Consider the following 23,839-nt stretch of genomic DNA (forward strand, 5'->3'; position numbering starts at 1 on the left):
CCCGGCAGGGGCGGGGAACGGTGAATCCATGCGCTCGGGCCGTTCCCCGCCCCGTCGGTCGCCAGGCCGACCACCGACCCCGACCCGTGACGAGGTGCCGGCCGCTGCCGGTTCTTGCCCCGGTGTGATCGTGATGATCGCCCGCGACGAGGGCGTCACCGGCGCGCTGTGCCGCGACCAGTCCCGCTTCCGCCCCGTCCCCGCCCCGCCTGTCCGGTACCCGTCCCCGCCCCGCCTGTCCGGTACCCGTCCCGGCTGTCGGACGCGGACGAGAACCAGTGGAGCGAGGACTACCGCGCCCTGTTCGCCCTCGCCCTCGCCCTCGCCTGCGCCGGAGCGTGCGCCGGGCCGGGACAAGGGCCTGCCTTCCGGCCGCTCCCGGCCTGGCCCGTCCGGTGCCCGTCCCGGCCGTCGGCCCACTCTGCTCCCGGCCCGCCCTGCTCCCGGTCCCGGGCGCCCGGGCGGTGTCCCGGCGGACACGTCAGCGGGACACGCCCGGGCGGCGGTCAGAAATGCGTGCCGCCGTCGACGCGGATCTCGGTCCCGGTGATGAACGCGCCGTCCGACGAGCCGAGCATCGCCACGACGGACGCCACCGTCTCCGGCCCGGCGAACCCCTGGCCGAGCGCCGGGGAGAGCTTCGCGAACAGGCTCATGTCGGCGTCGGCGGGCAGCCCCGGCCCGCTGCTCAGTCCGCTGGCGCCGCTGCCGTCGGTCATCCCGCTGGAGATGGAGCCGGGCTGGACGGCGGTGAAGCGGATGCCCCGGCTCGCGTACTCGGAGGCGAGCGCGTGCGTCATCGACTGGATGCCGCCCTTGCTCGCCGCGTACGCCGCCATGTAGGGGTGCGCGAAGACGGCGGAGGTGGAGCTGAAGTTGACGACCGCCGCGTCCCGGCCCGCGAGCAGGGCCGGTATCGCCTCGCGGATCACGAGGAAGGTGCCGACGAGATTGACCTGGAGGACACGGGTGAAGTCCTGGAGGCTCGTCCCGTGCGTGTGTGAGGAGCGCAGGATCCCGGCGGCGTTGACCAGCACGTCCAGGCCGCCGAGCGCGGTGGTCGCGGCGGCGACCCCGGCGCGTACGGAGGACTCGTCGGCGACGTCGACGACGAGGGTGGTGAGCCGGTCCGCGTGAGCGGCGGCCTTCTCCTGGGTGTCCCGCAGACCCCGCTCGCTCACGTCCGCGGCCACCACGCTGCCGCCCTCGGCGAGGATGCGCAGCACGGTGGCCTGGCCGATGCCGGAGCCGCCCCCGGTGATCAGCACGCGGCGGCCTCGGTAGCGGTTCATGTGTTCTCCTGCCCGGCCCGCCGGGGTGCGGCGGGCCCTGTGCGACGCCGGTTCTCTTGCCGTCCGACGCCCCGATGGCGTTCACGTTACGCCTTGGCGGCACGTTTTGCCATCACGGCAATGCGTGCCTATGAGGTCGCCCGGGCCGTACTCTTCTGGGATGAGCACCAAGCCGCCCACCTCCCTCACCGAGCGCCGCAAGGCCGCGACCCAGTTGGACATCGCCCACGCGGCGGCGGAGCTGTTCGCGGCGCGGGGACCGCACGCGACCACCGCCGAGGAGATCGCCCGGCACGCGGGCGTGGCGCTGCGCACCTTCTACCGCTACTTCCGCTCCAAGCAGGACGCGGTGAGCCCCCTGCTCGCGGCCGGGGCCGACCGGTGGCGGGCGCTGCTGGAGGCGGCCGAACCCGGGGCCGGTCTGCTCCGGGCGCTGGAGACGGCGGTGGAGCAGTCGCTCGGGGCTCCGGACGAGGAGGCCGCCGCGGCGCTGGAGCGGACCCGGGGGCTGCTGCGGGCCGCCGCGGACGATCCCGCGCTGCGCGCGGTGTGGTACAGGGTCAACCAGGAGTCGGAGGAACGGCTCGTCCCGGCCGTCGCCCGGCTGGCGGACGGGTGCCTGGAGACCTTGCAGGTGCGCCTGGTCGCGGCGGCGGCCACGGACGCGATCCGCATCGCGCTGGAGACCTGGGCCGCCACGGAGGCGGGCGTCGCGGGGGAGGGCTCACCGGCCGCGCTCGCCCTGCGGTGCCTGCGCCAACTCCTGGGCGGCATACGGGAGGTGGCAGGCGACCGCGACCGGTAGGACGGCCGGCGGCCGGCCGCCCGCGCCCTGCCCGAGGGCCGTTGTCAGTGGGTGCCCCTACGGTGAACAGCAGTCGGGGACCCGCCGGACGGGGACGGGTCCGTCTTGGGGAGGGGTCTGCCATGTCCACGGGGTCCGCGGTGTCCACGACGACGTACCTGGAGCTGTCGCAGGAGGGCGGCGGCGCCCACAAGTTCTACGAGGTGACGGTCGACGGCCGGGTGGTGACCGTGCGGTACGGCAGGATCGGCGCCGCCGGGCAGACCCAGACGACGACGTTCCCGACCGAGGAGAAGGCGCGGGCGGCCGCCGCGAGGAAGGCCGGCGAGAAGGTGCGCAAGGGCTACGCGCCGGCCGTCCGGGGACAGCGGGCACCCCGTGCGGTGACCCGCCGCCAGGTCAGCTCGGCGCCCTCCACGGCACGGGCCGTGGCGCCGGTGCTGTGGCGGCTGCGCACCGGCTCGGCCGCGTTCGGCATCCATGTCGACGACGAGCGCTGCTGGGTGGGCAACCAGGCCGGTGACGTCTACACCCTGGACCACGAGGGCGCCGTGCTGGCCCGCTTCAGCCTGCCGGACGGCGTGAAGTGCCTGGTCGCCGACGACTTCTGGATCTACGCGGGCTGCGACGACGGCAAGGTGTACGACCTGTCCTCCAAACTGCCCTTCGCCGCCTACGACATCGCCGCCGACGTCGACATCTTCTGGCTGGACATCCACGAGGGCGTCCTGGACGTCTCGGACCGCGCCGGCCGGCTCACCGTCATCGACCACGAGGACGAACACCAGTGGTCCCGCCGCAGTCAGGGTGAGCACGCCTGGATGGTCCGCGCCGACGACCGGGCCGTCTACCACGGCCACCACCGGGGGGTCACCGCCTACGCGCCGGACGGCGGCGGGGAGTTGTGGCACACCCCCACCCAGGGCGGGGTCCTCTTCGGCTGGCAGGAGCGGGACGCGGTGTACGCGGGCACCGCGCACCGGGTGGTCCAGCGGCTGTCGAAGGCCAGCGGCGCGATCGAGGCGACGTACGCCTGCGACAGCGCGGTGTACTCGTGCGCCACCTCACCCGGCGGCCGGTTCGTCTTCGCCGGGGACGCGGCCTCCTCCGTCTACTGCTTCGACCGGGACGGCGCACGGCTGTGGAAGCTGGGCACGGGCGGCGGCTCGGCGCTGTCCATGCAGTACCGCGACGAGCGGCTGTACCTGGTCACCACCGACGGCTCCCTCGTCTGCGTCGACGCGAGCGAGGCGGCGATCACCGCGGCCCAGCAGGGCACGGTCCCGATGGTGCGGGACGTCGAACTCGCCGCCGCCACGCCGACGTACGCTCCGGCCACGGCGGTGACCGCGGTCTCCGCGGTCGACCGGGCGCCCGCCGGAGCGGTCGTGGTCGAGTGCGTCCAGGAGGCCGGCCGGGTGCGGGTCCACGTCGTCTCCGAGGGCTACGACCCCTCCTGGAACGTCCAGTTCCCCCGCGCGATACGCGAACCCGGAGCCCGCTACGTCGTGGACGCCCTGCACCCCGCGTCGGGCGGCTTCTACCGGGTCCGCGGCGACATCCACCGCCTTCTGTGATCAGCCCTTGCCGGGCGCCGGCACCAGGGGCACGGCACCGCACCTGGGGTGTCAGGGGAGCACGGGCGCCGTTCGTTCCAGCACCTCCCGTGCGGCGGGCAGGGCCTCGGCCCGGTCGCCGGGGACCAGGCCGACGCGGGTGCGGCGGTCCAGGAGGTCGGACTCGTCCAGGGCGCCCTCGTGGCGGACCGCCCAGAGGAGTTCGGCGCGGGTGACGGGGTGGCCGGGGAGCACGGGCCCGGCCAGGGCGGGGTCCTCGGCGGCGAGGGCGTGGACGGCCACGGCCTCGGTGCCGTAGCGGTGGACCAGGCGGCGGGGTGCGGGCAGTGCGCGCAGGCGGCCGGGGGCGGCGGCGCCGATCAGCGGCAGGGCCGCCGTGGGGGAGGGGGCCGCGTCCAGGCCCCTCGCCGCGACGGCGGCGTCCACGGCGTCCTGCGCCATCCGCCGGTAGGTGGTCAGCTTGCCGCCGACCACGGTGGTGACACCGTCGGGCGAGGTGAGCACCGCGTGCCGGCGGGAGATGTCCGCGGTGCGGGCCGGAGCGCCGGCCCCGGCGCCGGGCGCGGTGTCGAGCAGGGGGCGCAGCCCGGCGAAGGCGCCGACCACCTCCTCCCGGGACACCGGGGCGTCCAGGGCGGAGCCGAGCACGTCCAGCAGGAAGCCGATGTCGGTCTCGGGCACCTCGGGCACGTCCGGGATCCCGCCCTCCACCGGCTCGTCGGTGAGGCCGACGTAGACCCGGCCGTCCCCCTGCGGCAGCACCAGCACGAAGCGGTTGGTCTCGCCGGGGACGGGGATGTGCAGTCCGGCCGGCAGGGCGCCGAGCCGCTCCGAGCGCAGGACCAGATGGGTGCCGCGCGACGGGCGGATCCGGATGCCCCCGGTGAGGGAGCCCGCCCACACCCCGGCCGCGTTGATCACGGCCCGCGCCCTGATCTCGCCCTCCTCGCCGGACAGTTCGTCCCGGATCCGGGCGCCCGTCGCGGTCAGTTCCAGCGCCCGCACCCGCGTCAGTACGCGGGCCCCGTGCGCGGCGGCCGTCCGGGCGAGGGCGGTCACCAGCCGGGCGTCGTCGGCCACCCGGCCGTCCCAGGACAGCAGCCCGCCGCGCAGCCCGGCCGGGCGGACCGAGGGCGCCAGGTGCCGGGCCTCGGTCGCCGGCAGCCGGCGCGGTGCGGGCAGCACCCGCCGCGGTGTGCGGGCGGCCACCCGCAGCATGTCCCCGGCCCGGAAACCGGCCCACGCCAGCGCGGCCTGGGCCCGGGACACCAGCGGGGTCAGCGGCAGCAGGAACGGCTGGGCGGCCACCAGGTGCGGCGCCGTACGGGTCATCAGCACCCCGCGCTCCACCGCGCTCTCGTGGGCGACGTCGAACTGCCCCGAGGCCAGGTACCGCAGCCCGCCGTGGATCAGCTTCGAGCTCCAGCGGGAGGTACCGAAGGCCAGGTCGTGGGCGTCCACCGCGACGACGTCCAGCCCGCGGGCCGCCGCGTCCAGCGCCACCCCGGCACCCGTCGCGCCCAGCCCGACCACCAGGACGTCGGCCACCCGGCCGTCGGCGGCCTCGGCCAGTTCCCGGCCGCGCCGGTGTGCGCTCAGGGACGAGCCGGGCGCGGCCTCGGTGTGGCTCATGGCGTCAGGGTCCTCTCCAGAAGGGTGCGCAGTTCCCCGAGGAACGCGGCGGAGTCCAGCTCCGGGTCGTCCTCGTCGGTCATCGTGCGCAGGGACAGGGTGAAGGACTGCACGGTCAGCAGCAGGGCACGCGCCTGCCGTTCGGTGTGGCCGGGCCGCACGGAACCGTCCGCGTGGCCCTCGCGCAGCGCGTCGCAGAGCAGCGCCAGCAGCGCCTCCTGGCTCGCGCCGCGCCGGTCGAGGACGTACGGCAGCAGCAGTTCCGGATCGACGTCGACGATCTTGCGGAAGAGGGGGTGCGCCCGGAACGCCTCCACCCCGGCCACCAGGCCGTCCACGATCCGGGTGCGGGTGGCGACGCCGCGCGCGGGCTCCGGGATCGCCCGGGTGGCCACGTCGATCCACTCCCGGGTCATCAGATCGCCCACCAGCGTCCGCAGGTCCGGCCAGCGCCGGTAGAGCGTCATCCGGGAGACCCCGGCGCGGCGGGCGACGTCGGCGAGCGTGGTGCGCCGCACCCCGACGGCCAGCACGCAGTCGCGTACCGCGTCGAGCACGGGATCGCCGTCCGAGCCGTTGTGACGAATAGGCGTCATGTGTCACAGTGTAACGCCCCGGGGCGGGACAGGAGCAGGACGGGACAGGAGGGGGCCGGTCCCCGCGGACGCCCGCCGCGCCGCACGACAGCCTGCCGACCGCCCCGCCGAGCCGTACGAGGACCAGCTCACCGACCCTGTGAGGACGACCGTTCAATGGACATGCTGTGGAACGGCTGGGGCGACCCGGCCAAGGCGGCACCGCTGCCCGACACGGTGACCGGGCTGCTGCGCGACCTGCTCGGTGTCATACCGCGCGGTACGCCCGCCCCCGGCCTGGCGGACCTCCGCCCGCCCGCCGTCACGGTCCCTCCCGCCGCCCTGCACGCCCTCGCCGAGGCCGTCGGCGGCGAGGAACACGTCCGCACGGACGCCGAGAGCCGCATCCGGCACACCCGCGGCAAATCCACCCCCGACCTGCTGCGCATCCGCGCCGGTGACTTCGCCGGCACGCCCCAGGCCGTCGTCCTGCCCGCCGGTCACGACGAGGTCCTCGCCGTGCTGCGCGCCTGCGCCGCGCACGGCCTCGCCGTCGTCCCGTTCGGCGGCGGCACCTCCGTGGTCGGCGGACTCGCCCCGCGGCGCCGCGAGTTCGTCGCCCTGGACCTGCGCCGCATGAACGGCCTGCTCGACCTGGACCCCGTCTCGCGCACCGCCGTCCTCCAGCCCGGCCTGCGCGCCCCCGAGGCCGAGCGGCGGCTCAACGAACACGGCTACACCCTCGGCCACTTCCCGCAGTCCTTCGAATGGGCCACCATCGGCGGCTTCGCCGCCGCCCGCTCCAGCGGACAGGCCTCCGCCGGCTACGGCCGCTTCGACGAGATGGTGCTCGCCCTCACCCTCGCCACCCCCGAGGGGACCCTCGACACCGGCCGGGCCCCGCGCTCCGCCGCCGGCCCCGACCTGCGCCAGCTGATCCTCGGCTCGGAGGGCGCCTTCGGCGTCATCACCTCCGTCACCGTACGGATCCGCCCGCTGCCCGAGGTCCGGGTGTACGAGGGCTGGCGGTTCGGCTCCTTCGAGGAGGGCACCGCCGCGCTGCGCCGGCTCGCCCAGGACGGGCCCCGGCCGACCGTGCTGCGCCTGTCCGACGAGACCGAGACGCTCGTCGGACTCGCCCAGCCCGACGCGATCGGCGCGGGCCTCGACCAGGGCGGCACCGGCTGCCTCGCGATCACCGGCTACGAGGGCACGGCCGAGGACACCGCGTACCGCCGGGCGCGGGCCGCGGACGTCCTGACGGCCTGCGGCGGCACCCCGGCCGGTACCGAACCCGGCGAACGCTGGGCGCACGGCCGCTACTCCGCGCCCTATCTGCGCGACGCCCTGCTCGACGCGGGCGCCTTCGCCGAGACCCTGGAGACCGCCGCGTTCTGGTCCCGGGTCCCCGAGCTGTACACCGCCGTCCGCACCGCCCTGACCGACACCCTCACCGAGGCCGGCACCCCGCCGCTGGTCATGTGCCACATCTCCCACGTGTACGAGAACGGCGCCTCGCTGTACTTCACCGTGGTCAGCGCCCAGGGCGAGGACCCGGTGGCCCACTGGACGCCCGCCAAGCAGGCGGCCAGCGAAGCCGTCCTCGCCGCCGGCGGCACCATCTCCCACCACCACGGGGTCGGCACCGACCACCGTGACTGGTACGTCCGCGAGGCCGGCCCGCTCGGAGTCGCGGCCCTGCGCGCCGTCAAGCGCCGCCTGGACCCGGAGGGCCTGCTCAACCCCGGCGTCCTGCTCCCCACCGACTGACCCCGACCGACCGCCTGCCCCGGAGGCCCACCGATGCGCCAGTTCACCGCCGTCGTCAACCCCACCGCGGGCGGCTCCACCGGGGCGGCGAGCCTGCTGCACCTGGCCCGGCTGCTGCGCGAGGCCGGGGCCGGACTGGAGACGGAGTACAGCCACAGCCTCGCGCACGCCCAGGACATCGCCCGCGCGGCCGGTGAGCGCGGCCGGACCGTACTGGCCGTGGGCGGCGACGGCATCGCGGGCGGCATAGGCGGCGCGCTCAGCGGCACCGGCACCGTCCTCGGCCTCGTACCCGCCGGACGCGGCAACGACTTCGCCCGCGCGCTGCGACTGCCCGCCGAGCCCCGGGCGCTGGCGGACATCCTGCTGCACGCCGAGCCCCGGCCCGTCGACACCATCGAGGTGGAGTCGGCCGTCCACCCGCGCACGGTGGTGCTGGGCAGTGTGTACGCCGGCGTCGACGCGGAGGCCAACCGGCACGCCAACAACGCCCGGCTGCTGCGCGGCGCCGCCTCGTACTACGCGGGCGGACTGCGCGCCGTCACCACCTGGCGGCCCGCCGACTACCGCGTCACCGTCGACGGCACGGAGCACACCCACCGGGGTTACACCGTCGTGGCCGCCAACTCCCCCTATTACGGTTCCGGCCGGCTCATCGCCCCCGACGCGCGGGTGGACGACGGGCTGCTCGACATCGTGCTGATCCGCGAGGCCCCGCGCCGGCTGTTCTTCGCCCTGATGAACGAGTTGCGGACCGGCGCCCACGTCCGCCGTCCCGAGGTACGCGTCCTGCGCGGCCGGGAACTGCGCATCGAGGCCGGCCGGTCCGTCCCCTACGGCGCCGACGGCGAGGTGGAGGCCACCCTGCCGGTCACCCTGCGGGTCCGTCCGGCCGACCTGCCGGTCCTGTACTGACCGGGGCAACTCATCGAACATCAGGGGGATTTACGGGGCATCACCCGTTCCCGCGGGGGTAGGGGAGAAGTGCCTGGGGAGGGGTGGTGGGCCGGATGACAGCGGAGCGGGCCGAGGACGTGGTGCGGGCGGTCGTCGTGCACGACGGACGGTTGCTGATGGTGCCGGAGGCAGCCGGCTGGGGGCTGCCCTCGGGCACGCCGCAGCCCGCCGAGACGGTCCAGGCCACCGCAGCGCGCGTGGTCTACGAACTCACCGGTTACCTGGTCGACGGCACGGAGCCGCTGGAACCAGGGGGAGCCGACGGCGGGACGGCCGTCCTGTGCCGGCTGCTCACCGAGTCCCCTTCCGACGGCGGCCGCCTCACCCCGGACCGTCTGCGCTGGGCATCGGCTCAGGAGACCGCCGACACCCATCTGCCGGCCCCCGTACGCCACTACCTCCAGGGCCACACGCCCCCCGTCTGAGCCCACGGCCCGCCCCGGTGGGAGCGGGGGGAACGGCGCGGGCAACCACGATGCTCCGGCACCCGAGGAGGCGGGCTCGGTGCCCCGAAGGGGGTGCCGAACCACCACGGCGCGGTCGCGCCACCCCGCCCTCCCCCCACCCCGGCGTCCGCCGAGCCGACGCCGCCCCGCCGCCCTCCGCTTGCGGTGCCGTCCCCCGGGGGTTTCAGTGATGTGGGGACCCCGTCGTGGGTCCCTCGCGTTGCCGACAGCGCGGAACCCCCTCGCGGGACGCCGCTCGCGGATGTCCTGCGCGAACGGACCGGTCCCCACGCGCGCCAGGAGCTGTCATGTCGATGTCGTTCGGTGCACCGTTCGGTTCTTCGGACCCCTTCAGCGAGCTGCTGAACCGGTTCTTCGGTATGTCGCCCGCGTCATCGCCCCCGGCGGTGCAGCGCGTGCCCATCGGACGGCTGCTGACCGAATCCGCGCAGGCCCTGCTCAACCTGGCCGCGCAGCGGGCCGCCGACTACGGCACTCCCGACCTGGACACCGAACACCTGCTGTGGGCGGCCACCCAGGTCGAACCGTCACGCCGGCTGCTCTCCCAGGCGGGCCTGGAACCCGAGGCGCTCGCCACCGAGCTGGCCAAGGTACTGCCCCGCGAGTCCGGCACGCCCTCCGCGCAACCGGGCCTGACCCCCGCCGCCAAGCGCACGCTGCGCGCCGCCTACGCCTGCTCGCAGGCCGCGGGCGTGTCCTACATCGGCCCCGAGCACATCCTCGGCGCCCTGATCGGCGACACCGACACCGGCGCCGCGCGGCTGCTGCGGGCCGAGGGCGTGGACGCGAAGCGGCTGGCCGGCCTCACCGACCAGACGGCACCGCGCCCCGAGGCGGCCCCCGCCGAGCGCGGCCGGCCGGCCACCACCCTGGACGAGTTCGGCCGCGACCTGACCGAAGAGGCCAAGGCCGGCAAGCTGGACCCGGTCGTGGGGCGGGCCGAGGAGATCGAGCAGACGGTGGAGATCCTCTCGCGGCGCACCAAGAACAACCCCGTGCTGATCGGCGAACCCGGCGTCGGCAAGACCGCGATCGTGGAGGGACTGGCCCAGCGCATCGTGGCCGGGGAGGTCCCCGACACGCTGAAGGACAAGCGGGTCGTCGCACTGGACCTGTCGGGGATGGTGGCGGGTGCCCAGTACCGGGGGCAGTTCGAGGAGCGGCTGAAGAAGGTCATCGAGGACGTCCAGGCGGCCGGCGGTGACATCGTCCTGTTCATCGACGAACTGCACACGGTCGTCGGCGCCGGCGCCACCGGCGAGGGTGCCATGGACGCGGGCAACATGCTCAAGCCCGCCCTCGCCCGCGGCGAACTGCACGTCGTGGGCGCCACGACCATCGACGAGTACCGCAAGTACATCGAGAAGGACGCCGCCCTGGAACGCCGCTTCCAGCCGGTGCTGGTCCCGGAGCCCACCGTCGAGGAGACGGTGCAGATCCTCGAAGGACTGCGCGACTCCTACGAGGCACACCACCAAGTCCGCTTCGACGACGGCGCGTTGGCCGCCGCCGCCGAACTCTCCGACCGGTACGTCAGCGACCGCTTCCTGCCCGACAAGGCCATCGACGTGATGGACCAGGCCGGCGCCCGGGTCCGGCTGCGCGGCACCGGACGCTCCACCGAGATCGTCAGCCGCGAGGACCGCATCGCGAAGCTGCGCCGGGAACTCGACCAGGCTGTGTCCGCCGAGGACTTCGAGAAGGCGTCGGAGGTGAAGCGGCAGATCGCCGAGGTGGAGGGCGAACTCGCCGGCATCGAGGAGCGCCGGGAGGGCGTCGTCTCCGTCACGGCCTCCGACATCGCCGACATCGTCTCCCGCCGCACCGGCATCCCGGTCTCCCAGCTCACCGCGAGCGAGAAGGAGAAGCTGCTGCGGCTCGAAGAGGAGATGCACGAGCGGATCGTCGGCCAGGACGAGGCGGTCACCGCCGTCTCCCAGGCCGTGCGCCGCAACCGGGCCGGCATGGGAGACCCGAACCGCCCCGTGGGTTCGTTCCTCTTCCTCGGCCCGACCGGTGTCGGCAAGACCGAACTCGCCAAGACCCTCGCCGCCCTGCTGTTCGGCAACGACGACCGCATGATCCGTTTCGACATGAGCGAGTTCCAGGAGAAGCACACCGTCGCCCGGCTGGTCGGCGCGCCTCCCGGATACGTCGGCTACGAGGAAGCGGGCCAGCTCACCGAGAAGGTGCGCCGCCAGCCCTACAGCGTGGTGCTCTTCGACGAGGTGGAAAAGGCCCACCCCGACCTCTTCAACACCCTGCTGCAGATCCTGGACGACGGGCGGCTGACCGACGCCCAGGGCCGCACCGTCGACTTCCGGCACTGCGTCGTCATCATGACGTCCAACATCGGCGCCCACCGCATCCTGGAGCACCGGGGCGATGTGTCCGACCTCAAGGACGAGCTGATGGAGGACCTGCGCACCCGGTTCCTGCCGGAGTTCCTCAACCGGATCGACGACATCATCGTCTTCCACGGCCTGACCGAGGACGACCTGGGCCGGATCGTGGACCAGCTGCTCGACCGGAGCAGGCACAAGGTGCGCGCCCAGGGCCTGGACCTGGAGGTCACCGAGAGCGCCAAGAAGCTGCTCATCGCCCATGGCCACCAGCCGGAGTTCGGTGCCCGCCCGCTGCGCCGCACGATCCAGGCGGAACTGGACAACCGCATCGCCACCCTGCTGCTCGGCGGCGAGACCGAGCCCGGGGACACCATCGTCGCCGATGTGCGGGACGACTCGCTGCACTGCACGGTCCGCCACGGCGCCACCGGGGCACCCGCCCCCGCACCGGCCGGGTGACACCGGGGGCGCGGCGGGCAACGGGCTTCAGGAGGACGGAGGTTCGCCGAGGGAGACCAGGACCGCCGTGGCCGGCCCGTCCGGGGTGTCGTAGCGCACGGTGTCCCCGGGCCGGCGGCCGAGCAGGGCCCGTCCGAGCGGGCTGTCGGCGGTGACCAGCGTCTGGTCCAGCGCTTCGGCCACCTCACCGATCCGCAGCGTCTCCGTCTCGCCGTCCGGGAAGCGGACGGTCACCGTGCTGCCCACGCCCACCGCGTCGGTCGGGGCGGGACCGGCCGTCTCCGCCTCGCGCAGCCGCTCGGTGATGTCCTCGATCCGGCGGTCCAGACGCGCCAGTTGGTCGACGCGCCGCAACTGGTCCGCCTGGTCGGCCTGGTCGCCGGCCGACGCGGAGGACTCCCGGAGGGTCCCGGCGACCAGCCGGCGCTCGTCCCGCAGGTCGGCCAGCTCCTGCTCCAGCGCACGGCGGGCCTGTGCGCTGATCGGCGCCGGATCACCGGTCATGACGTCTGCTCCTCTGCGGGACGGGTAACCGGAGGAAGAGTCCGGCGTTCCGCATCATAAAGGGATCAACTCCACCCAGGATGTAGGGAGGGACATACGGGGATACTGTGCATGTGTTCCGATTGTTCCGACCGTCGGGCTGGTTCCGGCCCCTGTCAGGGCGCGGAGGGAGGTGCCCATGTCCTCGAAGCGACGCCGGAAGAAGAAGTCGCGCCGCAACCACCCGGCCAACCACGGGCGGCGCCCGCAGTCCTGACCCCCGCGGCGGACCCTCGGCCGCCGTCCAGGCGGTCCCTCAGTCGTCGGCCAGGGCGTCACCGACGCTCGGGTAGCAGGGGATCAGCGGTGTGAGGCCGACGATCTCCAGGGTGCGCAGGACGGGCCCCCGGACGCCGGCCAGCCGCAGCCAGCCCGTCGGCTGGTGGGCCTGGTGCCCGGCGATGAGGACGTTGATGCCGCTGGAGTCCATGAACGGCACTCCGCCGAGATCCGCGACCGTGCGGGCCCCGGGTGCGGGGTCCGCCGGGGCGAGGGCGTCCCGGAGGACGCCCGAGGTGTGGTGGTCGATCTCGCCGGTCACCGTGACGACGGTGACCCCGTCGATGGTGGACCGGAAGACGGACAGCCGCTCCGGTCCCGTCTGTTCGTACATCTCCACCGTGTCCGCCACGCGTTTCCTCGTCTCCGCTCGCCACTGAGGGGCCTGGGGGCCCACGCACGCGCGCCGGGCCCGGCCCGGCGCGTCCCGGTTCTCGCCGGGCGTATCCCTTGCCGGGCCGTGCCCCGCGCATTCCTCACCCGGCGGCTGCCCCGGATCGCGCGGAGGATGCCTTCCGTCAGCGCGCGCTCCCGCGCTTGTCTGCCGCACCGGTTGCGTGTTCCCGCTTTTTCCGTACCACCTCGCGCGCCCCTCCCGGCGCCCTCTGGCACGGGCCTCGGCGGGCGTCTCGACAGTCCAGTACCGCATGTCGGAAGATATCTACCGCAGTGCGGAATGATGGAGGGGTGACTCGGTGAGGGGGCGGGACGTGCGGCGGTCGGTCGGTGTCCGGCGGTGGCGTCGGGAACGGGGCGCGGGCTTCGGACGGGGGCTGCTGCGCGGTCCGGCCCAGGTGATGTTCCTGGCCGACGCGCGGACCGGCGCCGTCTTCTGCCTCGCCCTGGCCACGGCCGACTGGCGCTATGGCGGCTACGCCCTCGGCGGCGCCGTCCTGGGCACCGGCACGGCACGGCTGCTGCACGTCGCCCGGGACCGGGTGGAGCTGGGGCTGGAGGGCTTCAACTCCTGCCTGGTCGCCCTGTGGTGCGCGGTGTTCCTGGGCCCGGGCCGGCTGTCCACGGCATTGCTCGCCACCGTGGCCGGCGTGGCGACCACGGTGGCCACCGCGGCCGTGGCCCGGCTGCTGCGCCTGTGGCAGCTGCCGCCGCTGACCCTGCCGTTCTGTCTGCTGGCCGGCGTGGTCACCCTCGCCGCGCCCGCCTTCCGGCGCCTCCGGCCGCACGCCGCCGCCCCCGCCGCGCTCCCCGGCCCGGCCATCGGTCCGACCGCGCCCCACCCCGGCGACCTGTGGCGGGCCTTCTTCCGCAACATCTCCCAGGTGTTCTTCCTGGACCAGTGGTACGTAGGCGGGCTGCTGCTCGTGGGCCTGTTCCTGGCAAGCCGGGCGGTGGGGCTGCTCGCCTGCGCCGGCAGCGCCACGGGCACCCTGACCGCGTGGGCGCTCGGCGCGCCGGCGGCCGGCATCACCGACGGCACGATGGGCTACAACGCGGTCCTCGTCGCCATCGCCCTCGGCGGCGTGTTCCTCGCGGCGGCCCCGGCCACCCTGCTGTACGCGCTGCTCGGCGCCGTGACGGCGACCGCCGTCACCCCGGCCGTCGCCCAGTTGCTCGCCCCCTCCGGCGGCCGGGCGTTCACCTGGCCGTTCGTGCTGACGACGCTCTGCTTCCTGGCCGCCGCCCGCTCCTTCCCCCGGCTGACCGGCCGGCCTCCCGCCCAGGACGAGAGCCGCCCGCACCGCCCCCGCACACCGGCACCGACCGCGTAGGCCGCGGCAGCGCTGCCGCCGCCAGGCCCGCCCGGGTGCCGTGACGAGCCGCGTGGCCGGGAACCCGGGGCCGCACCCCGGTGCGCCGCCCTCGCCGGCCCGGCCGGCACCCGACCACCGGCTCCGGCGTGCAGCCGGTGGCTTCCGGCCGCCTCGGGCACCGGGTCCGCCGCGGGGCTGACCGTCCTGCGCGGGCTTGCCTCGGCGCGGCTGCCGGCCGGGGCGGTGGCGACCGGCGAGGCGGTCACGATGTCCGTGGCCGCGAGCGTGGCGTCCAGTCCGACGGCGGCCGCAGGTGGTCGCTGTCGTGCCGCAGCTCCTCGAAGTCGGGCAGCGGCTGTTCGGTGAAGTCGATCCAGTGCTGCGCCTTCATACCGGCGGTCGACCGGGGCGGGCGTTCCGCCGGGCCGGTCGCCGCCGCCGAGCAGTGCCGTCAGGCGGGGGCAGAGGCGCGAGTGTGCCCGCGGGGCCGGGTGCTGCCCGTGGTGACGGAGCGGAATCCGCAGCCGGTGAGGGTCTGGGCGCGGCCGGCGCCGTTCTCCACCGTCGTCCTTCCGGGCAGGGCCTCCCCATGACCCGGCCCCGGCCCATGCCGCGGCCGGCCCGCTCAGCCGGCCGGCCGGCCGCCGGTGCGGATCCTGCGCCAGCGGGCGTCGCACCAGGAGAACAGGCCGAACGCGGCCAGACCGAGCGCGACCAGGGCGAGCAGCCACGGTCCGGCCGGCAGATCACGGAACGCGCGCAGGGTGTCGTCCATGCCCTTCGCCTGGCCGGGCTGATGCCGCACGGCCGCGACGACGGCGAAGACCCCGGCCGCCGCGAAGACGACGCCACGCGCCGTACCCCCGGTCACGCCGAGCGCCTCGACCACCGGCCGGGCCCGCCCGGACAGGGCCTCGGTCCGCAGGTTGTCCAGGAACTTCCGCCGCACGGCCCGCACCGACATCCACACCCCGGCGACCACCACACCCGCCCCGGCGAGGCCGAGGAGCCACTGACCGGCGGGCCACTCCAGTACCCGGGCGGTGACATCGTCGGTCTGCCGGTCGGACGCGCCACTGCCGCTGCCCCGGTCGCCGGCCGCGTAGGCGAGCACCGAGTAGGAGACGAAACCGTAGAAGAGCGAGCGGAACAGCGACGCCGCCCGCCGGGAGAGTTTGGACCCATCGGGGCCCGACGCGCCGAACACCGCCTCCGACAGCCGCCAGACGGCCATCCCGGCCAGGGCGATGCCCACGATCCACAGCAGCGCCGACCCGAACGGCCGCTCGGCCAGCTCGCCGAGCGCACCGCCCCGGTCGGCCTGCCGTCCGCCGCCGGCCCCGCCCAGGGCGATCCGCAGCGCGATCACCGCCACCAGTACGTAGATCAGCCCCCGCGCCGCGAAACCGGCCCGGGCCGCCACGGCCATGGGTCTGCTGTCCGCGGCCCGGGCCGAAGAGCGTAGTACGTCCATACACCGCCGGTGCCCCCGCGTTCCGCGCCGACACCTGCGCCCGGCGGCCCGCTCAACGGGACGCGGCGCCGGTGCGGCCGCCGGGCCACCGCCGCCGGCCCGGCAGGCGTCCGCCGAGCAGCACCGCGCAGGCCCCCGCGGTCAGCAGCCCGCCGGCGAGGAAGACGCCCCGCGGACCGGCCTGCGGCAGGATCAGCGCCCCCAGCGCGGCACCCGCCGCGATCCCGGCGTTGTAGCAGCCGGAGTTCGCCGCGAGCGCGAGGTCCGTACGGCCCGGAGCGCAGTGCAGCATCACGTTCTGGGCGGCCATGAACACCGGGCCGAGCGCCCCTCCGGTCAGCACCAGGAACACCACCGCCGCCGGGGGCCGGTCACCGGCCGCGTACAGGCCGAGCATGCCCACGGTCTGCACGGACACGGCGGCGGTCAGCGCCGAGTGCGGGAAGCGGTCCAGCAGCGCGGCGGTGACGCCCACCCCGGCCAGACACGCGGCACCGAAGACCGAGAGCAGCACGCTGACCGTGCCCGGGGCGAAACCGCTCACCCGGTCCAGGAACGCCACGATGTAGGTGTATCCCGCGAACGCGCCGGTGGCGGACAGGAACCCCGCCGTCAGCACGGTGGCGAACCGGCGGGCGTCGGGTCCGGCCGCGTACGCGGCGGGCTCCTCCTCCGGGCGCGAGACCGGCAGCAGGGCCGCGATCGTCACCAGGGAGAGCAGACCCAGCGCGGCCGGCAGCGCGAACGGCAGCCGCCAGCCGCTCAGCCGGCCGAGCCAGGCCGCCGCCGGAACACCGAGCACCAGGGCGAGCGAGCCGGCCACGGACAGCGCCCCGGCCACCCGCCCGCGCGCCCCGGGCGCGAACAGGCCCACCGCGACCGGCCCCGTCACGGCCCAGAACAGCGCCTGAGCGAGGGCGGCGAGCAGCCGTGCCGCGAGGAGGACGCCGTAGGACGGGGCCAGCGCCGAGCCGACGCCGGCCACGACCAGCGCGGCCAGCAGCCCCGTGAGCACATGCCGCCGGGGCACCGCCCGCAGGGCATGGGCGAGCGGTACGGAGGCCACGGCCACCGTCAGGCCGTACCCGGTGACCAGGAGACCGGCCGCCGGCACCGGCACCCGCAGGCTGTCGGCGACGGGCTCCAGCAGGCCGACCGGCAGGCTCTCCACGGTGTTGAAGGTGAAGGCGGCCAGCATCAGGGCCGCCAGCACGGCCCTCCGCCGCCAGGGAGCCGGCCGTGCCGTCACCCCGCGCGCCGCGTCGGCCCCGGCCGGTTGTGCCCGTCGTACGACCCCGTCCATGGCGGTACCCCACCCGGCTCACCCGTCCCGCCGCAACCGAATTCACCCGCCGTCGCGCCGGCCCACCGCGCGACACGGCGCGCACCGCCACACGTCCGGCAGCGCGGCGCCTGCGCGGGCGCGCAGTTCCCCGGCCCCGAGGGGGAGGCTCGGCGCGCGCCTCACCCGAGGCCGGACAGGAACCGCTCCAGCAGGTCGTGCAGGATCTCCGGCCGTTCCATGTGCAGATCGTGCCCGGTGCCGGGAACGCTCACCGCCACGGCCGGCGGCCGCTGCGCGAGCATCGCGTCGATGTCCGGCCCGGGAAGCAGGCTCGCCCGCGCGAACACGGCCAGGGTGGGGCAGCCGACCCGCCGCCACGCGGGCCGGGAGGAACGCCGGGCGTTCTCCGCCACCGAGGCGACCATCACGTCACGGTCGAACCGGGGGCGCAGGCCGTCCCCGTGCCGCTCCAGGCCGGCCGCCCACCCCTCGCCCACCGGGCCACCGCCGAAGAAGGAGACCGCCGCCGCCCGGGAGGGGAACGGCACCGGCCAGGAGTCCAGCCACGCGCCGATGTTCCGGGGAGCGCGGGGATCGGGGTCGCGGGGCGCGGCCTCGACCAGGACGAGCGCGCGGACCAGCGCGGGGTGGGCGGCGGCGGTCAGCAACGCCGTCAGACCGCCCAGCGACTGCCCGACCAGCACGGGCCGGCCCAGCCCCAGCCGCCGGACCACCGCCACCACGTCCGCCACGCGGGACGCGTGCGAGACATCACCGGGCCGCCGCTCGCTCGCCCCGTGCCCGCGCTGGTCGACCGCGACCACCCGATGACGCCCCGACAGCCTCTCGGCCAACGCGTCCCATTCACCGGCATGACCGGCCAGCCCGTGCAACAGCACGACGGCGGGGCCCGGACCGCCGCCGGCATCACGGCAGACCAGACGGACCCCGCTCCGTACGACCACCCGCTTCGACCACTCCACAACCAGCTCCTCGCGTACCGCCGTTCGTCACTCCCGGTCGGGCGCGGCGCGGTTCGTCAACGGCCTTCGACCGGTTCACGACGGTCCGCCGCGCTCCAGTGGTATCCGCTCGCCGGCCGCCACCGCCAGCCGGCCGGTCGATGTCCCGGACGGGGCGTCCCGGACTGGGCACCTGTATGTCAGGGGCATATACCGGCGGTTTGCCCGTTCTGTCGTGGGCCGGGACCGTCCGGTGAGGGGACGGGTGGGCGTGGTCACTAGGATGTGACGCCAAGACAACCATGCGACCGGTCCGTTCCATGCGTGCCGGTCGGGGTCGCCGATGCCAGGGACCGCTCCCCGGGCTGCGGTGATCTTCCTTCCCAGGAGGACCCTCCGCATGTTCCGACGAATAGGCACCGCCGTCGTCCGTCATCCCATTTGGACGATCGTGGCGTGGCTGATCGCCGCGGTGGCGATAGTCGCCACCGCACCGAGTCTGCCCTCGAACAGTGACGAGAGCAGTTTCCTACCCAGTAGTTATGAGTCCATCAAAGCGGCGGATCTCCAGCAGAAGGCGTTCCCCGGCGCCTTCACCCCGTCCGCGATCGCGCTCTACCAGCGCACCGACGGCGGCAAGCTCACCGCCGCCGACCAGAAGGATGTCGCCCGGATCACCACCGAGCTGGGCAAGAAGCACATCGACCAGGTGCAGAAGGTCGTCCCCGGCCCGCCGTCGAAGGACGGCAAGTACACCCTGACCCTGGTGCAGATGGACAGCAAGAACGCCGGTCAGCCCAAACAGGCCGACGCGGCGAAGGAGTTGCGTGAACAGGCCAAGGCACTGGCCAAGGGCACGCACCTCGACGTGAAACTCGGCGGCTCCGCGGCGCAGGCGCTCGACCAGCAGGACTCGTCCAAGCGCGGCGAGGCGCTCATCGGCATCGGCACCTTCGTCATCATCCTGGTGACCCTGCTGATCATCTTCCGGGCGCCCATCCTCGCCGTACTGCCCCTGGTGCTGATCGGCCTGGTGTCCGCCGTCGCCAACGGCCTGATCGCCTACGCCACCAAGCTGTTCGGCCTCCAGGCCAACAGCTCGATCTCGTCGATCCTCATCGTCGTGCTCTTCGGTGTCGGCACCGACTACTTCCTGTTCCTGATCTTCCGCTACCGCGAGAGTCTGCGCGCCGGGGACGAACCCAAGCAGGCCATGATCAACGCGGTGGACCGGGTCGGCGAGGCCATCGCCTCGGCGGCCGGAGCGGTCATCATCGCCTTCCTCGCCCTGGTGCTGTCCACGCTCGGCTTCCTCAAGCAGATGGGCCCGGCGCTCGCCATCGCGGTCGGCGCCACCCTGGTCGCCGGCCTGACCCTGATCCCCGCCGTGGTCTCGCTGATCGGGCCGAAGGTCTTCTGGCCGTCGAAGTCCTGGCAGAAGGAGCCGCAGAACGCCCGCTTCGCCGCCCTCGGCCGGGGTGTCCAGCGCCGCCCGGCGCTGACCGCCATCGTCTCCGGGCTCGTCCTGCTGGTGCTGTCCATCGGCACCCTCGGCTACAAGGCGACCTTCGACCTGGCCTCGGGCTCCATGCCCAAGACCAAGGAGTCGATGGTCGTCCAGGACCAGATGCAGAAGGCGTACTCGGCGGGCGCGGCCGCTCCCACCGACGTCTATCTGTCCAGCACCGACGGCAAGCGGCTGGACCGCTCCCGCTTCACGGAGTACGCGCGGAAGCTGGGTGAGGTGGACGGCGTGGCCGCCGCCCGGATGACCCAGGTCAACAAGGACGGCACCACCGCCGACTTCACCGTCACGCTGAAGTACGAGGCGTCGACGGACAAGGCGATCGACGCCGTGGGCCGGGTCCGCGACGTCGCGCACTCGGCGGCACCCGACGGCACCGAGGCGTTCGTCGGCGGCATGTCCTCGATCTACAAGGACATCGACGCGGCGGTCAACCACGACTACCGGACGGTCTTCCCGGTCGCCGCCCTCCTCATCATGATCATCCTGGGGCTGCTGCTGCGCAGTGTGGTCGCGCCCTGGTACCTGATCGCCTCCGTGGGCCTCGGCTTCGGCGCCACCCTCGGCGCCACCGTGTGGATCTTCCAGAACGCACAGGGCCACTCGGGTCTGATGTTCATGCTGCCGGTGATCATGTATCTCTTCGTGGTCGCGATCGGCACCGACTACAACATCCTGATGATCGCCCGGCTGCGCGAGGAGGCCCGTGCGGGGCGGGAGCCGCGCGAGGCGGCCGGCATGGCACTCCGGCACGCCGGGCCGACCGTGGCCGCGGCGGGCTTCATCCTGGCGGCGACCTTCGCCACGATGATGCTGGCGGGCAACTCGCTGCTGTCGGAGATGGGCTTCGCCGTCTCCTTCGGCATCGTGGTGGCCGCGTTCGTCATGGCTATGTTCTTCACGCCGAGCCTCACGGCCCTGATCGGCCATGCCGCCTGGTGGCCGGGGCACGGGGACCGGGCCGGGACGCCGGGCACCGGGGCCGCCGGTTCCGGTCCGGCTCCGCGCGACGAGGACCGGGACACCACCGCCCACGATCCGGCCGGACACCGCGGCTAGCGGCAGCCGGAACGAGGAACGAGTCCTGCCGGGCCACTGGGCCCGGCAGGACTTTTCTCATGCCCCCTGCCCACGGGCCCGCACACGGGCGGGCGCCCCTCACGCCCCCGGTGCGGCCGGCCGATCGGCGATCGCGGCGACCTCGAACGGCATGCCGGGCAGCGCGAGGGACGCCACGCCGCTCAGCGTCCGGGCCGGCGGCCGGCTCCCGAAGCGCGCGCCGGACCCTGCCGAGGACCGCCGGCTCCGCCGCGTCGTGGTCGACGACGAACGTGCCGAGCCGGACGGCGGGTTCGTACCCGAGCCGCTCCGCCTCCAGCACCGGCCGCAGCCGGTCGAAGACCGGCTCGACCCGCGCGGCGAAGCCACCGGGCACGGGAGCGCCGTCGCGTCGGAGGCGTACTGGCCCGCGACGAAGACGAGCGCGCCCGGTGCCAAGACGGCGTGGCCGTAGCCGAACGGGACCGGGTCGCGCAGGGTGGCCGCGACGGTGATCGCGCGCACGTCGCGGGCCAAGGAGGGTGCTTCCTTCCGTCGGGCACGGCCACCCGGCAGACGGGGTACGCCGCACGCGGTACGGGGGCGACAGCCGTTTCCCCCTCTCCGGCACTCGCCGGACACCAGGTCCCGAGGGTCGCACGCCCCCTCCGCGCCGGTGACCGGCCGGCGCCGCACGAGCGCGCGCCGCATGCTCGTGTGAGCCCTGTACGCGCCCCCCGCCGCGCGACAAGACTGCCGCGCGACAGGACTGCGCTGTCGGCGGACAGGTGGCCGTCCGCCGTCCGCCCCGTGCCCCGAGACCGGAAAGGCAGGTCGGCCGCTGTGCTCCTGCGTCTGCCCACGTCCGTGCCGGAAGCCCGGCAGTGCCTCGCCGACGGGGCCGTGCCGATAGGCGGCGCGACGCTCGTCTGGGCGACCTGGCAGCGCGACGGGTTCCCCGCACTCGCGATGTCGCTGCGCGAGGTGCCGGAGGCGAACGAGGTCGGGCGGGAGTTTCTGGGCGGCGCCGTGCTGCTGCACCGCATCGACACGACGGTGCCGGACGTCCTGCGGCTGGCGGCCGCCACCATCGGCACCGGTGCCGTGCGGCGCACCGCGACGGTCGGCGGCAACATCGTCGGCAGCACGCTGCGCTGCCTGCTGCCGGCCGCCCTCGTCCTGGACGCCCGGGCCACGGTCCTGGAACCCGACGGCGTCCGCGAGGCCGACCTGGCCGAGGTGGTCGCCAAGCGCCCCGTGCTGCTCGGCCTGCGCTGGCGCACGCCCCTCGCCTCGGCGTACCGCAAGCTGCCCGCCGAGCCCTGCGGGCAGCCGCCCCTCGTCGTGGCCTCGGCCCTGCACACCGACGACGGCGAGCGGCGCCGGCTGCGCGTCGCCGTACGGGACGGCTACGACGTGCTCACCGGCACCACCCGGTGCGACACCGGCACCGAGGACGCCCTCGGCGCCCTGCGCGACACGGCCCTCGGAGACCTGCCGGCCACCGCGTGGGAGGTCGTCCGCCCGCAGGTCACCGGCCTGCTGGACGGCGGCGGCCGGGACTGAGGGCCGCCCCGGGACGCTCGTCCGCCGGGCCGGTGGCGTGCCACAGTGGCGGTATGGCGACACAGGCGGACCTGGCGGTGCTGGTCGGGCTGCAGGCCTCCGGGAAGTCCACCTTCTACGCGCGGTGCCTGTCCGACCGGTACGAGCTGGTCGGCAAGGACCTGTTCCCGCGCGGCGCGCGGAACAAGCAGGCCCGGCAGATGCGGCTGGTCACGGAGCACCTGGCGGCGGGCCGGCCGGTGGCCGTGGACAACACCAACCCGTCCCCGGGGGAGTGGGACCCGCTGATCGAGGCGGCCCGCTCCCACGGGGCGACCGTGACGGCCTACTGGTTCCCGCCCGACGTGCCGGGCTCCCTGCGCCGCAACGCCGCCCGCGAGGGCCGCGCCCGCGTCCCCGACGTCGGGCTCCTGGCCACCTTGAAGCGGTTGCGCAGACCTTCGGCGGCGGACGGGTTCGACGCCGTGTACGAGGTGCGGTTCGACGGCCGGGGCGGCTTCCGGATCCGCCCCTGAGCCGAGCGGACGGTCATCCGCTCCGGGCCTTGCGCACCCGGCCGCCAAGAGCGCCTGCTCCCGGAAAGCACAAGGTCGCCACGGGCTTCCGGTTCGGGCGGCCCGGGGGATACCCCTGGAAGGGGCGGCTCCGGCCGGGGCCGCCCGTGGGAAAGGAGCCCCGCCGTGGACGGATGGTACGTGGACGACCGCTGCACGAACTGCGATGTGGCCCGGCAGTTCGCCCCCGAGCTGATCGGCGAGGCCGACGGGAAGTCGCGGATCCTGCGCCCGCCGGCCGACGAGGCGGAGAACCGGCGCCTGCACGCGGCGGTCTTCGCCTGCCACACCCGCTCGATCCGTCCGGCGACCGGACGCGCGGACCCGTCGCTGGACCCGTTCCCGCTGGCTCTCGACGACGGCGTGCTGATCTGCGGCCACAACTCGACGCACACCGCCGGCGCCAACTCGTACCTGCTGCTGCGGCCGTCCGGCACCCGGATGATGATCGACACCCCGCGCTGGAGCCGGGAACTCGCCGGGCGCTGCACGGCCGGCGGCCCCGTCACCGACGTGCTGCTCACCCATCGCGACCACGCCGCACACGGCCGCCGCTACGCCGACCACTTCGGCGCCCGCCTCTGGATCCACGAAGGCGACCTGGACGCGGCGCCGGACGCGGACCAGGTGATCCGCGGAACGGAACCACGGGAGATCGCCGAAGGCGTCACCGTCCACCCGCTGCCCGGACACACCCGGGGCAGCGTCCTGTACCTCGCCGACGACCGGTACTGCTTCAGCGGCGACAGCTTCTACTGGTCGCGGACGACCGGGGACCTGGCAGTCGCCGACAGCGTGACCTGGTACTCCATCGAGGAACTGGCCGCGTCCCTGGCCAGGACGGCGGACCGGCTGCGGTTCGAATGGGTGCTGCCGGGCCACGGGGACCGGCGCCGGCTGCCGGCCGACGAGATGTCCCGCCGGCTGCGCGGCCTGACGGAACGCACCCGCCTGCTGCGTCCCCGGCCGGTCGACTTCACGGCGGTGCGCTGGTAGGCGGCGGGCCCCCGGGGAGCGGACCG

At 74.6% G+C, this 23,839-nt stretch carries 20 protein-coding genes and 1 pseudogene; 12 read left to right on the forward strand and 9 right to left on the reverse strand.

From position 1 onward, the window contains the following. Window positions 1-506: 506 nt before the first annotated feature. Complete coding sequence (locus AB0E62_RS02055) at window positions 507-1,292, reverse strand: SDR family NAD(P)-dependent oxidoreductase (RefSeq protein ID WP_362186618.1); 786 nt, start codon at window positions 1,290-1,292, stop codon at window positions 507-509. A gap of 160 nt (window positions 1,293-1,452) precedes the next feature. On the opposite strand from AB0E62_RS02055, the gene AB0E62_RS02060 reads away from it, so the two are divergent. Further along, window positions 1,453-2,097 carry a TetR family transcriptional regulator gene (locus tag AB0E62_RS02060; protein ID WP_362186620.1) on the forward strand — a complete coding sequence of 215 codons (645 nt, stop codon included), beginning with the start codon at window positions 1,453-1,455 and terminating at the stop codon, window positions 2,095-2,097. Window positions 2,098-2,219: 122 nt separating this feature from the next. Next, window positions 2,220-3,674, forward strand: coding sequence for a WGR domain-containing protein (locus tag AB0E62_RS02065; protein WP_362186623.1), 1,455 nt, complete (start codon window positions 2,220-2,222; stop codon window positions 3,672-3,674). A gap of 51 nt (window positions 3,675-3,725) precedes the next feature. Here the strand turns inward: AB0E62_RS02065 and AB0E62_RS02070 are convergent, their stop codons facing one another. Together AB0E62_RS02070 and AB0E62_RS02075 are read right to left on the reverse strand one after the other, a co-directional pair. Next, window positions 3,726-5,306 carry a glycerol-3-phosphate dehydrogenase/oxidase gene (locus tag AB0E62_RS02070; RefSeq protein ID WP_362186626.1) on the reverse strand — a complete coding sequence of 527 codons (1,581 nt, stop codon included), beginning with the start codon at window positions 5,304-5,306 and terminating at the stop codon, window positions 3,726-3,728. After that, window positions 5,303-5,902, reverse strand: coding sequence for a TetR/AcrR family transcriptional regulator (locus AB0E62_RS02075; RefSeq protein ID WP_362186629.1), 600 nt, complete (start codon window positions 5,900-5,902; stop codon window positions 5,303-5,305). The genes AB0E62_RS02070 and AB0E62_RS02075 overlap by 4 nt, the downstream gene beginning before the upstream one ends. Window positions 5,903-6,058: 156 nt before the next feature. Here AB0E62_RS02075 and AB0E62_RS02080 point away from each other — a divergent pair, with 156 nt between their 5' ends. The 4 genes from AB0E62_RS02080 to AB0E62_RS02095 all read left to right on the forward strand — a co-directional run bounded on the left by AB0E62_RS02080 (window position 6,059) and on the right by AB0E62_RS02095 (window position 11,879). After that, window positions 6,059-7,651 carry an FAD-binding oxidoreductase gene (locus AB0E62_RS02080; RefSeq protein ID WP_362186632.1) on the forward strand — a complete coding sequence of 531 codons (1,593 nt, stop codon included), beginning with the start codon at window positions 6,059-6,061 and terminating at the stop codon, window positions 7,649-7,651. A gap of 33 nt (window positions 7,652-7,684) precedes the next feature. Next, window positions 7,685-8,566, forward strand: a complete 882-nt coding sequence (locus AB0E62_RS02085; protein WP_362186635.1) for a YegS/Rv2252/BmrU family lipid kinase — start codon at window positions 7,685-7,687, stop codon at window positions 8,564-8,566. Window positions 8,567-8,661: 95 nt separating this feature from the next. Beyond that, entirely contained in the window at window positions 8,662-9,033 is a 372-nt protein-coding gene (locus AB0E62_RS02090) for an NUDIX domain-containing protein (protein WP_362186638.1), read from the forward strand. A 329-nt stretch (window positions 9,034-9,362) separates the two neighbouring features. Next, window positions 9,363-11,879, forward strand: coding sequence for an ATP-dependent Clp protease ATP-binding subunit (locus AB0E62_RS02095; protein ID WP_362186641.1), 2,517 nt, complete (start codon window positions 9,363-9,365; stop codon window positions 11,877-11,879). A 27-nt stretch (window positions 11,880-11,906) separates the two neighbouring features. On the opposite strand, the gene AB0E62_RS02100 is transcribed toward AB0E62_RS02095, so the two are convergent. Both AB0E62_RS02100 and AB0E62_RS02105 read right to left on the reverse strand, forming a co-directional pair. After that, the gene (locus tag AB0E62_RS02100) at window positions 11,907-12,383 is read right to left on the reverse strand and encodes a GreA/GreB family elongation factor (RefSeq protein WP_362186644.1); all 477 of its coding nucleotides are present in this window, start codon (window positions 12,381-12,383) and stop codon (window positions 11,907-11,909) included. A gap of 295 nt (window positions 12,384-12,678) precedes the next feature. After that, entirely contained in the window at window positions 12,679-13,053 is a 375-nt protein-coding gene (locus tag AB0E62_RS02105) for an STAS domain-containing protein (protein WP_362186647.1), read from the reverse strand. A 358-nt stretch (window positions 13,054-13,411) separates the two neighbouring features. Here AB0E62_RS02105 and AB0E62_RS02110 point away from each other — a divergent pair, with 358 nt between their 5' ends. Then, window positions 13,412-14,431, forward strand: a complete 1,020-nt coding sequence (locus AB0E62_RS02110) for an urea transporter (protein ID WP_362186649.1) — start codon at window positions 13,412-13,414, stop codon at window positions 14,429-14,431. A gap of 230 nt (window positions 14,432-14,661) precedes the next feature. On the opposite strand, the pseudogene AB0E62_RS02115 reads toward AB0E62_RS02110, so the two are convergent. From AB0E62_RS02115 to AB0E62_RS02130, 4 genes and pseudogenes are all read right to left on the reverse strand, one after another. Further along, a pseudogene (locus tag AB0E62_RS02115) lies at window positions 14,662-14,795 on the reverse strand (flavodoxin); the annotation flags it as partial. Between the two features lie 243 nt (window positions 14,796-15,038). After that, window positions 15,039-15,842, reverse strand: a complete 804-nt coding sequence (locus AB0E62_RS02120) for a DUF1206 domain-containing protein (RefSeq protein ID WP_362186652.1) — start codon at window positions 15,840-15,842, stop codon at window positions 15,039-15,041. Between the two features lie 97 nt (window positions 15,843-15,939). Beyond that, window positions 15,940-17,085, reverse strand: a complete 1,146-nt coding sequence (locus AB0E62_RS02125; protein ID WP_362186956.1) for an MFS transporter — start codon at window positions 17,083-17,085, stop codon at window positions 15,940-15,942. A 266-nt stretch (window positions 17,086-17,351) separates the two neighbouring features. Beyond that, window positions 17,352-18,155 (reverse strand): alpha/beta hydrolase, encoded by an 804-nt coding sequence (locus AB0E62_RS02130; protein WP_362186655.1) that lies wholly within the window; start codon window positions 18,153-18,155, stop codon window positions 17,352-17,354. A gap of 379 nt (window positions 18,156-18,534) precedes the next feature. Here AB0E62_RS02130 and AB0E62_RS02135 point away from each other — a divergent pair, with 379 nt between their 5' ends. The 5 genes from AB0E62_RS02135 to AB0E62_RS02155 all read left to right on the forward strand — a co-directional run bounded on the left by AB0E62_RS02135 (window position 18,535) and on the right by AB0E62_RS02155 (window position 23,813). Further along, entirely contained in the window at window positions 18,535-20,718 is a 2,184-nt protein-coding gene (locus AB0E62_RS02135) for an MMPL family transporter (RefSeq protein WP_362186658.1), read from the forward strand. A 151-nt stretch (window positions 20,719-20,869) separates the two neighbouring features. Beyond that, window positions 20,870-21,172, forward strand: coding sequence for a hypothetical protein (locus AB0E62_RS02140; RefSeq protein WP_362186661.1), 303 nt, complete (start codon window positions 20,870-20,872; stop codon window positions 21,170-21,172). 368 nt (window positions 21,173-21,540) lie between these two features. Then, window positions 21,541-22,263, forward strand: a complete 723-nt coding sequence (locus AB0E62_RS02145; protein ID WP_362186663.1) for an FAD binding domain-containing protein — start codon at window positions 21,541-21,543, stop codon at window positions 22,261-22,263. Between the two features lie 53 nt (window positions 22,264-22,316). Beyond that, window positions 22,317-22,778, forward strand: a complete 462-nt coding sequence (locus tag AB0E62_RS02150) for an ATP-binding protein (RefSeq protein ID WP_362186666.1) — start codon at window positions 22,317-22,319, stop codon at window positions 22,776-22,778. Window positions 22,779-22,943: 165 nt separating this feature from the next. Further along, the gene (locus AB0E62_RS02155) at window positions 22,944-23,813 is read left to right on the forward strand and encodes an MBL fold metallo-hydrolase (protein WP_362186668.1); all 870 of its coding nucleotides are present in this window, start codon (window positions 22,944-22,946) and stop codon (window positions 23,811-23,813) included. Window positions 23,814-23,839: the final 26 nt, after the last annotated feature.

Source organism: Streptomyces sp. NPDC038707 (genome assembly GCF_040636485.1).
Classification (GTDB): Bacteria; Actinomycetota; Actinomycetes; order Streptomycetales; family Streptomycetaceae; genus Streptomyces.